The 8703-nt window shown below is 76.7% G+C and carries 8 protein-coding genes; 5 read left to right on the top strand and 3 right to left on the bottom strand.

Going from position 1 to position 8703, the window contains the following annotated elements; genetic code table 11:
* Window positions 1-595 precede the first annotated feature (595 nt).
* On the top strand, window positions 596-949 hold the full coding sequence (locus ACFU7Y_RS08305) for a helix-turn-helix transcriptional regulator (protein WP_224285129.1): 354 nt from the start codon (window positions 596-598) through the stop codon (window positions 947-949).
* A gap of 7 nt (window positions 950-956) precedes the next feature.
* Here the strand turns inward: ACFU7Y_RS08305 and ACFU7Y_RS08300 are convergent, their stop codons facing one another.
* Window positions 957-1952: a zinc-dependent alcohol dehydrogenase family protein gene (locus ACFU7Y_RS08300; RefSeq protein WP_380766899.1), complete on the bottom strand. Its 996-nt coding sequence runs from the start codon at window positions 1950-1952 to the stop codon at window positions 957-959.
* A 230-nt stretch (window positions 1953-2182) separates the two neighbouring features.
* Between ACFU7Y_RS08300 and ACFU7Y_RS08295 the strand changes: the two genes are divergently transcribed.
* A complete protein-coding gene (locus tag ACFU7Y_RS08295; protein WP_380766896.1) occupies window positions 2183-3151 on the top strand; it encodes a phosphotransferase family protein in 969 nt (322 codons plus the stop codon).
* Window positions 3152-3363: 212 nt separating this feature from the next.
* On the opposite strand, the gene ACFU7Y_RS08290 is transcribed toward ACFU7Y_RS08295, so the two are convergent.
* Both ACFU7Y_RS08290 and ACFU7Y_RS08285 read right to left on the bottom strand, forming a co-directional pair.
* Entirely contained in the window at window positions 3364-3831 is a 468-nt protein-coding gene (locus ACFU7Y_RS08290) for an MFS transporter (protein ID WP_380766894.1), read from the bottom strand.
* Window positions 3832-4625: 794 nt separating this feature from the next.
* Window positions 4626-5285: a TetR family transcriptional regulator gene (locus tag ACFU7Y_RS08285; protein WP_380766892.1), complete on the bottom strand. Its 660-nt coding sequence runs from the start codon at window positions 5283-5285 to the stop codon at window positions 4626-4628.
* 82 nt (window positions 5286-5367) lie between these two features.
* On the opposite strand from ACFU7Y_RS08285, the gene ACFU7Y_RS08280 reads away from it, so the two are divergent.
* From ACFU7Y_RS08280 to tpx, 3 genes are all read left to right on the top strand, one after another.
* On the top strand, window positions 5368-6306 hold the full coding sequence (locus ACFU7Y_RS08280) for an oxidoreductase (RefSeq protein ID WP_380766890.1): 939 nt from the start codon (window positions 5368-5370) through the stop codon (window positions 6304-6306).
* Between the two features lie 460 nt (window positions 6307-6766).
* The gene (locus tag ACFU7Y_RS08275; protein WP_380766887.1) at window positions 6767-7150 is read left to right on the top strand and encodes a GNAT family N-acetyltransferase; all 384 of its coding nucleotides are present in this window, start codon (window positions 6767-6769) and stop codon (window positions 7148-7150) included.
* 302 nt (window positions 7151-7452) lie between these two features.
* Entirely contained in the window at window positions 7453-7953 is a 501-nt protein-coding gene (gene tpx / locus ACFU7Y_RS08270; RefSeq protein WP_224279098.1) for a thiol peroxidase, read from the top strand.
* Window positions 7954-8703: the final 750 nt, after the last annotated feature.

Below are 8703 nucleotides of genomic sequence, written 5' to 3'. Positions count from 1 at the left end.
GGCCTGCGGGCCGTGCCGGCGGGTGTGACCGTGGGCGGGCCGGCTCCCCGTTTTTTCCGCTGCTTCCTCTGCCCCGGGGTGTCCTCCTGCGCCGGCGCCTGCCCCTCTGCGGCCGCGGGGCCCTTCCCGGGCCCCTCTTTCCGCTCCCCCCGGCGCCCGCCGCGGCGCCCCCTTTTCGGCTCCTGCGCGCGGCCTGCCGTGACAGCCGGCTCCCTGCGGGTGCGGGGGGTGCGGGGGCGTGTTGCGCGGGTGTTGCGTCGACGCCCTTCCCGCCCCGAGGGCCGGGGCCTGCCGGGAGAACACCGGTGAGCACGGTCTCCCGGCCCGGGCGCGCCGCAGTCTCCCGGCCCGGGCCGGGCCGGGAGACTGCGGCGCGCACAGCGTGCGGGACGCGTGGCGGGCGCCGGCCGCCTCCAGGGCGGTCAACGGCCTCGCGGACGCCGCGGCAACACTCGCGATCCGCTTCACCCCCGGCCCGGACACCGGGAGGTGGAGCGATCGGCCCTGGTAGCGTCGTGCACGCGAAGTCGCGCACACCGCGCGGTCTTTGACCATCAGGCGGACGGGGGTCGAGTGTTGGGAAGGGGTGGTGGGTGTGGGACGGGCACGCGTGGCGGCGCGGGTGATCGTGCACCCTGGTGTGGAGGACGTGAGCGTCCAGCAGGTGCTGGAGGCGCTCGCTGATCCGGCCCGCAGGACGGTGGTGCGCACGCTCGCGCACTCGGGAGCCGATCTCAGCTGCGGTTCCTTCGACCTGCCGGTCGGGCGTTCGACCTCCAGCCACCACTTCAGCGTGCTGCGCGAGGCGGGACTGCTGCGCCAGTACTACGTGGGCACCACCAAGATGAACGCGCTGCGCAGCGAGGAGCTGGAGCACAGGTTCCCGGGCCTGCTGGCGGCGGTGGTGGCCGCCGCCGACGCGGAGGCCGGGCAGGTGCGGGGGCGGTGAGGGCCGGTCAGTCGCCGACGCTCACGACGATCTTGCCGGCCTGGGTGCCGGCTTCGAGGTAGCGGTGGGCCTCGGCGACGGTGTCGAGGCCCTCGAAGACGCGGTCGATGACGGGGGTGAACGAGCCGTCGGCCAGGCCCGCGGTGACGAACGCGTGGGCGCGGCGCAGGCGTTCGTCGTCGCGGGTCACCTCGTGCATGCTGTAGAAGCGGCTGGTGACGGGGGCGAAGGTGTCCTGGCCGGGCATCGGAGTGTCGCGTGGGTCGAGGCGGCCGTAGAGGATCACGCGTCCGCCGGGGGCGACGGCGCGGACGAGGGTGAGGACACCGGGTCCGGCGACGGGGTCGAAGACGGTGCGCACGCCGCGTCCGGAGGTTGCGGCGTCCACGCGGGCGAGGAGGTCGTCCTCGCCGGTGACGAGGACCTCGGCGGCGCCGGCGTCCAGCAGGTGCCGGGCCTTGGCGCGGGTGCGGGTGGTGGCGATGGGGTGGGCGCCCAGGCGGCGGGCGGTACGGATGGCGGCGAGGCCGACGCCGGAGGCGGCGGCGGTGATCAGCACGTGGTCGCCGGGGCGCAGGTGGCCGTCCTCGGCGAGGGCGCCGTAGGCGGTGAGGTAGGGCATCCACACGGCGGCGCCCTGGGCGGGGGTGAGAGCGGCGGGGTGGGCGACGGCGGCGCGGGCCGGGACCAGCACGTGGGTGCCGTAGACGCCGTAGTCGTTCTGGGAGAACGCGGGAACGGTGTCGACGCGGTCGCCGGGCGCGAAGCCGGTGACGCCCTCGCCGACGGCCTCCACGGTGCCCGAGGCCTCGTAGCCGAGGGTGGCGGGCAGGCACGGCTGTTCCAGGTAGGTGCCGGCGCGGAAGAGGGCCTCGGCACGGTTGAGGCCGATCGCGGCCACGCGCAGGCGCAGTTCACCGGGCCCGGGCTCGGGCAGGTCGCGCTCGCGCACGGCCAGTACCTCCGGCCCCCCGGTGGTCTCGAAGACGACGCTCCTGGGCATGACGGGCCCCTCCCCCTCGTGCGTACGGCCGGCAGCGCGCGGACCGCGGACTGCGGTGTGCGGACTGCGGTGTGCGGATCGGCCCTCAGCCAACCCCGGGCGCACCCCGCCTGTCAAACTTCGACAACCGTCGGAACAGTGGTCTCCGTGCCGTGGTTGCAACGGAGTTGACCTTCCGTCAGTGCCGGTGGCGGTGGGCCCGGCAGGAACGGGGCGTAGGCTTGCCGTCCATGATCGACAGTGAGGACCGGGACCAGGGGTGGGAGGGCACGCGCCGGTGGGTCGAGGGGCACCTGCCCGCCGGTGAGCGCATCGCCGAGGTGAGCGCGCTGCGGGGCGGATGGACCTCGCGGATGCGCCGCCTGGACGTGCGGCGCCCCGGCCGCGCGGGCTCGTACGCGCTGGTGCTGCGCTCCTTCGTCAAGCCGTTCTACCGCCGCCACGCGCCGGGGCTGCTGGCCCGCGAGGCGGCCGTGCTGCGCCTGCTGGAGACCAGTGGCATCCCGGCGGCGCGGCTCGTCGCCGTGGACGCGGCGGGGGCGGTGTGCGAGCATCCGTCGCTGGTGATGACGCACCTGCCCGGCGGGGTGCGCCTGGCCGAGGACGGCGACACGGCACGGCGCGCCGATCTGCTGGCCGCGCAGCTGGCCGCCGTGCACGCGCTGGCGGTCGGTGAGCAGGACCGGCCGCGCGCCTGGCAGGCGTGGACGGCCCCCGGCCGGGTGGCCGTGCCCGACGGCACCGCCCGTAGCGGGCTGTGGGAGCGGGCGGTGGGGGTGATCGGCGGTGCGGTGCCCGCGCACCGGCCGTGCTTCCTGCACCGCGACTTCCACCCCGGCAACGTGCTGTTCACCGGCGCGGGCGCCGGGCTCGCCGTCGCCGGGGTGGTCGACTGGGTGGAGACCTCCTGGGGCCCGGCCGACCTGGACGTCGCCCACTGCTCCACCGCGCTGGCCCTGCTGCACGGCCCCGGGGCGGGCCTGGACTTCGCCGACCGCTACCTGGCCGCCGGCGGGCGCGAGCTCGCCGAGGGCCGCGCGCACCTGTACTGGCGGCTGCTGGACGCCCTCGCCTTCGCCCCCGACGCGCAGAAGGTCGCCGAGCCCTGGCGCGAACTGGGCCGCACCGACCTGACGCCCGCCGTGCTGACCGGGCGCCTGGAGGACTACCTGCAGGCCCTGTTCGACCGCTACGCCTGACCGCCCCGCAGCCGCGGCCACGCCCGCCTCCTCCCGTCCGCCTCCTTCCCCTTCCTCCCTCCCCTTCCTCCTTCCCCTCGACCGTCCCGCCCCGCTGCGCCCGGCCCGGCCCCGGGTGCGGTGAGGACCCGCACCCGCCCCGCCCCGCCCCACCGTGCGGGGCGTGGCCGGGTGCGTTCCTCGTGGGGCCGGCGGGGGGGGTTGGCGGGTGGTCAGGGGGTCGGGGCGGGTCGGGTGTCGTGCCGGTGCGGCTGTTCCTGGGGCTGTTCGGGGTGCAGGCGGCGGCGCAGGAGGACGGCGGCGAGGGCTGCTGCGGCGAGGGCGGCGCCGGCCAGGGGCAGGTGGCGGGGGCCGGCGGTGGTGACGACGGCTCCCCCGAGGGTGGTGCCGAGGGTGATGCCGAGGTTGGAGAAGGAGACGACGAGGCTGTTGCCGAACTCGGGGGCGTCGGTGGCGTCGCGGGCGAGCCGGCTCTGGGCGACGGCCAGGCCGCCGGAGTGGACGGCGCCCCACAGGAGGACGGTGGCGAGCACGGGGGCGCGGTGGGGGCCGGCGGCGTCGAGGAGGAGGTAGAGGGCGAGGCAGAGGAGCGGGTAGGCGGTGACGGTGCGTATCGGGCTGCGTTCCAGGAGGCGGCCGAAGGCGAGGTTGCCGGCGGTCATGACGACGCCGAAGGCCATCAGGGCGGGGCCGGTGAGGGACAGGTGTCGAGCATCGCGCCCGGCAACGGCGTGGTGACCTTCAAGATCAGCATCGGCTGGAACAGTCCGCTGCCGATGCGCACCGACGTCCTGGTCTTCAACTGACCCTGCCGCCAAGGCCGGTGGCCGCACCCGCGCGGCGGTGGCCGGCACACCGCACCCCGGGGCGCCCGCAAAGTCCTGCGCGGGCGCCACGGGGTGAACGCCTTCCCGGGCCCGCTCCCGCCCGCAGGGCCGTGCCCGGCACGCCCGAACGCGACACCCGCACCCGCACCCGCACCCGCACCCGCACCGAAGACGACCGGCCGGATGGCCGGGTGGCCGGGTGGCCGGGTGGCCGGGTGGCCGGGTGGCCGGGTGGCCGGGTGGCCGGCCGACGGGACGGGCGGGCGGGCGACGGGCGGGCCGCGCGGGCGGGCGACGGGCGGGCCGCGGGACGGGATTCGCACCCGACCGCCCGGCCCTCGATGAGGTCCGGCGCCGTCGGCGCCCCCACCCCCGCGCAGGTGCCGGGCATGATCCGCTCCACTCGCCGCCGTCCGCGCCGCGGCCGGTCCTGGCCGCCCGCCCCGTCACAGGCGTCCCGGGCCTGCGGATGCGCGATCAGGGCGGCGGGGATGCCCCGGTCGCCGGCCCCGGTGTCCAGCCGAAAGCACGTGACGCCGGCCCGCCGGCAGCCGTGCGCCGGAGCCGCTCGGACCGGGGCCGCCGGCCGGGGCGCCCCGCCCGCGCCCGTGCGCCCCCCTTGTCCGCCGGGGGTCAGGCCGGGGGGGTCAGGCCCGGCCCGGGGCGGGAGTGCGCACGACGGCGTCCAGGGCCGGGGCGATGACGGCGAAGCAGTTCTCCGTCAGCGCGGCGACGTCCACCCCCTCACCACCGCCGTCCACCTCGCCACCGCCGTCGGCGGCGCTCCAGCGCTGGAGCACCGTGTGGAAGGCCGCCAGCGCCATGTCCGCGGCCAGCCGCGGGTACAGCTCGCGCCCGGCGTCCAGGCCCAGGCGCACGGCGAGCTGCGCGGCGAGTTCGTCGCGCCACTGCGCCTGGCGTTCCAGGAAGCGGGCGAGCAGGGCGGGCGTGGAGAGGATCAGCCGCACCACGCTGCGGGCGCGCTCCTCGTGGCCGGCGCAGTCCTGCACGCAGCGCCACACCGCGCACCGCAGCGCCACCGAGGGCGCCTCCGCCACCGGACGGCGGGCCAGCTCCTCGCGCATGGCGGCGCCGAGGGCGGCCAGGAACTGGACGACCACGTCCTCCTTGGACGCGAAGTAGCGGAAGAACGTCCGCTTGGACACGCCCGCGGCGGTGGCGATCTCGTCGACCGTGACGGCGTCGAACCCGCCGTGCGCCAGCAGGTCCAGCGCCGCCCGCGTCAGTTCGTCGGCAACGAGCTGGCGTTTGCGCTGGGCCAGGGTGGCGGCGGGTCGGGACGTCACCGGCCCATCCTAGCCCCCACGCCACACTCGGCATCAAACGACAGTCTTGACACTTGGTGACATACGCGGCAGCGTGAGCCGTATGATCCGAAGCAACCCGAGCCCCGCCGGCGCCGCGGACCCGAGCGGGCGGGTGTTCGTCGTCACCGGCGCCGGCAGCGGCCTGGGCCTGGCCACCACCACCGCCCTCGCCCGCCGCGGCGCCCACGTCGTCCTCGCCGTGCGCGACGAGGCCAAAGGCCACCGCGCCGCCGCCCTGGTGACGGCCGAACAGCCCGACGCCCTGCTGGAGGTACGCCGCCTGGACCTCGCCGACCCGCACTCCGTGCACGCCTTCGCCACACGCCTGCGCACCGACGGCCCGCACCCCGACGTCCTGGTCAACAACGCCGGCGTCATGGCACCCCCACGCACCCTCACCCCCCACGGCCACGAACTCCAGTTCGCCGTCAACCACCTCGGCCACTTCGCCCTCACCGCCCACCTCATCGACCTGCTCGCCCAGGGCCGCGACCCGCGCGTGGTCACCGTCACCTCCGCCAACCACCGCCGCGCCCGCATCGACTTCGACGACCTCACCGGCGAACACGCCTACTCCCCCATGGGCCACTACAACCAGTCCAAACTCGCCAACGCCGTCTTCGCCCTCGAACTCCACCGCCGCCTGAACGCCGCCCACAGCCCCGTGCGCAGCGTGCTCGCCCACCCCGGCTACGCCGCCACCGGCCTGCCCCGCGCCGGCGCGGTCGGCGGGGTGCGGCTGCTGTTCGGGCACCTGCTGCGCCCGCTCGCGCAGTCACCCGCACGCGGGGCGCTGGCGCAGCTGCACGCGGCGACCGCGCCGAACGTGCGGGGCGGGGAGCTGTACGGGCCGGGCGGGATGGGCGAACTGCGCGGGGCGCCGGTGCGGACCTCGCCTGCGCCGCGGGCGCAGGACGAGGCGGTGGGGCGGCGGCTGTGGGAGGTGTCGCAGGAACTGACCGGGGTGCCCTTCACCGTGCCCGGGGCCGGCGGCGCCTGACCGCGCTGCGGACCGGGCCGCAAGGGGTGAGGGAGCGTCACCGCCCACCACGGCCGCGACCGTACGCGTGCTGTCCGCCCTACGCGGGCGAGGGCAGGGACAGGGACGGGGAGGGGCGGGAGCGGGGCGCGGGCGGGAGCGGGGCGTGGGCGGGGAACCCGGGGGCGGGAGCGGGGCGTGGGCGGGGAACCCGGGGGCGGGAGCGGGGCGTGGGCGGGGAACCCGGGGGCGCTGCGGCAGAGCGCTCTGCTACGACAGCGGGCACGAACGACGACAGCGGCACGCCCGCACCCACGGGCACGCAAGCCCTCGTGACGGCACGGCCGGTCCGGCACCCGCTCACCGTGGCACCGGCCCGGCGCATCACCACCGCGCCCGGCCCAGACAGCCCGACGGGCCCGGGTACGGGCGGGGCTGTCCGGCGCCGGCGGACACCGCCGGCGCCCGCCGTTTCCTCGACGTGTGCGCGCACAGCGGCGACCCGGGCCCGTACGGCGCCCGCGAGATCCGCCTGCACGGCAACGCACTCGCCCTCGGCGGCGCCGGCTTCCCCGGACCCGCCGACGACGAGAACGCCGTCACCGTCGGCGACGGCCTGGTCCCCGCCGCCCGCGGCCACGGCCACGCCACCGAGGCCCTGCCCGCCCTGCCCGCCCGCGCCTGCAGCACCGGCACCCGCCTCGTACGCGGCGACACCGGCCTGCACAACACCGCCTCCCGGCACGTCACGACCGCCCGCGCAATGCTCCAGGTCGCCGACGACGGGCGCCCCGCCCACGACGGGACCACCCGGCACCACTGCCCCACCCCGTCCACCGGCCCGCAAGCCCCGGCCGGGTCCTGAAGGAGGGCGGCCGCGGCCTGCGAGGCGTCACCCTCCGCCCCCCGGCCCGCCGTTCTCCACCACCCCGTCCACGCCCACCCCACCGGCCGAGGCACCCCCGCCCCGGCCACCCGCCACACCCCGCCCGCCGTCCCGGCACCCGCCACGCCCCCACGCCCGCCGCGGCCCTGCCCCGCTCCCGAAGTCCGCTCCGGGCCCCGCCCCCGGAGTGTCCGGTTCGGCGGCTGCCCCGCGGCGGGGGTGGGGGCGGGCAGTAGGATCGGCGGCGTTGCATCCCGTACACCGCTGGTAGGAGGCTTTTCATGGCTCAGGTCACGCTGAAGGGGAACCCGGTGCAGGTCGGTGGCACGCTGCCGGCCGCCGGCAGCCAGGCACCGGCGTTCACACTGGTCGGCGAGGGGCTCGCCGACGTGTCGCTGAAGGACTTCGCGGGCAAGCGCAAGGTCCTGAACATCTTCCCCAGCATCGACACCCCGACCTGCGCGACCTCGGTGCGCACCTTCAACACCAAGGCCGCTTCGCTGGACAACACCGTGGTGCTGTGCGTGTCGGCCGACCTGCCGTTCGCCCAGGCCCGGTTCTGCGGCTCCGAGGGCCTGGAGAACGTCAAGACCCTGTCCACCCTGCGCGGGCGGGACTTCCACGACGTGTACGGCGTGGCGATCGCCGACGGCCCGCTGGCCGGCCTGACCGCCCGCGCGGTCGTCGTCCTGGACGAGAACGACACCGTCCTGCACACCGAGCTGGTCGCGGAGATCGCCGACGAGCCGAACTACGAGGCCGCGCTCGCCGCCCTCAACTGACCTGATCGGCACCCGACTTCCCGGTGCCACCCTTGTGTTTGCCCTGCGGCGGCCCGCCCCCGCGTCCTCCCCGACCCGCCCCCTGAAGGCGGGGACGGGAAGCGCGGCGGCGGGCCGCCGCACACCCACCCCCACCCACCCGCCTGCCGCCTCCCCGTCTGCCTGCCTTCCCTGCCTTCCCTGCTATCGCGAACGGACCCGGCCCAAAGAGCCACCACCGGCCACCCCCACCCCCGTGACCCACACCGCACCCGCCACCCCACCACCGGCACCGCACCGAACCGCGCCGCGAACGGCGCCGTGGCGGCGCCGCGCGGCCGCGGGTCGGCCTGCGCGAGGCCACCGGCACCGGCCTGCCCCGTTCCGGAAAAAGCCGACAGGCCCCCGGATGCAGCGAACAACCACCGCGACCCGCAACCACCACGACAACCGGCCGGCGTCCGAACGCCACCAGACCACCGCGCGCACCGACAGGAACAGCTCGTAGGCGAGCCGCTCACGACGGGCGGTGGCGGCCACCTCGACGAACCGCTCGCACAGGACGGGTAGCCGCAGGTCCCGGCAGAGCTCGTCGATCACGACATCCTCCGGTTCGCCTGGCAGCGGCATCCCCGTGGCCGCACGAAACCCGACAAGAGCACGGAGACACACAGCACCCGAAAGACCGGCACAAGCCCCCACCGGGACCGGCACCAGGCCCGCCCCGCACCGACGCGACAGCCCGGACCCCGAACCCCGCACCGGCGGGAC

The organism is Kitasatospora sp. NPDC057542 (genome assembly GCF_042801945.1).
In the GTDB taxonomy this organism is placed as follows: Bacteria; Actinomycetota; Actinomycetes; order Streptomycetales; family Streptomycetaceae; genus Kitasatospora.
The sequence above is the reverse complement of the archived record's forward strand: the minus strand, read 5'-3'. Positions and strand labels throughout refer to the sequence as shown.

What these genes read in the sequence shown, in the direction of transcription:
- ACFU7Y_RS08290 (WP_380766894.1), bottom strand. Translation starts at nt 3,831, where the DNA reads ATGGCCTTCGGCGTCGTCATGACCGCCGGCAACCTCGCCTTCGGCCGC.
- ACFU7Y_RS08295 (WP_380766896.1), top strand. Translation starts at nt 2,183, where the DNA reads ATGATCGACAGTGAGGACCGGGACCAGGGGTGGGAGGGCACGCGCCGG.
- tpx (WP_224279098.1), top strand. Translation starts at nt 7,453, where the DNA reads ATGGCTCAGGTCACGCTGAAGGGGAACCCGGTGCAGGTCGGTGGCACG.
- ACFU7Y_RS08300 (WP_380766899.1), bottom strand. Translation starts at nt 1,952, where the DNA reads ATGCCCAGGAGCGTCGTCTTCGAGACCACCGGGGGGCCGGAGGTACTG.
- ACFU7Y_RS08280 (WP_380766890.1), top strand. Translation starts at nt 5,368, where the DNA reads ATGATCCGAAGCAACCCGAGCCCCGCCGGCGCCGCGGACCCGAGCGGG.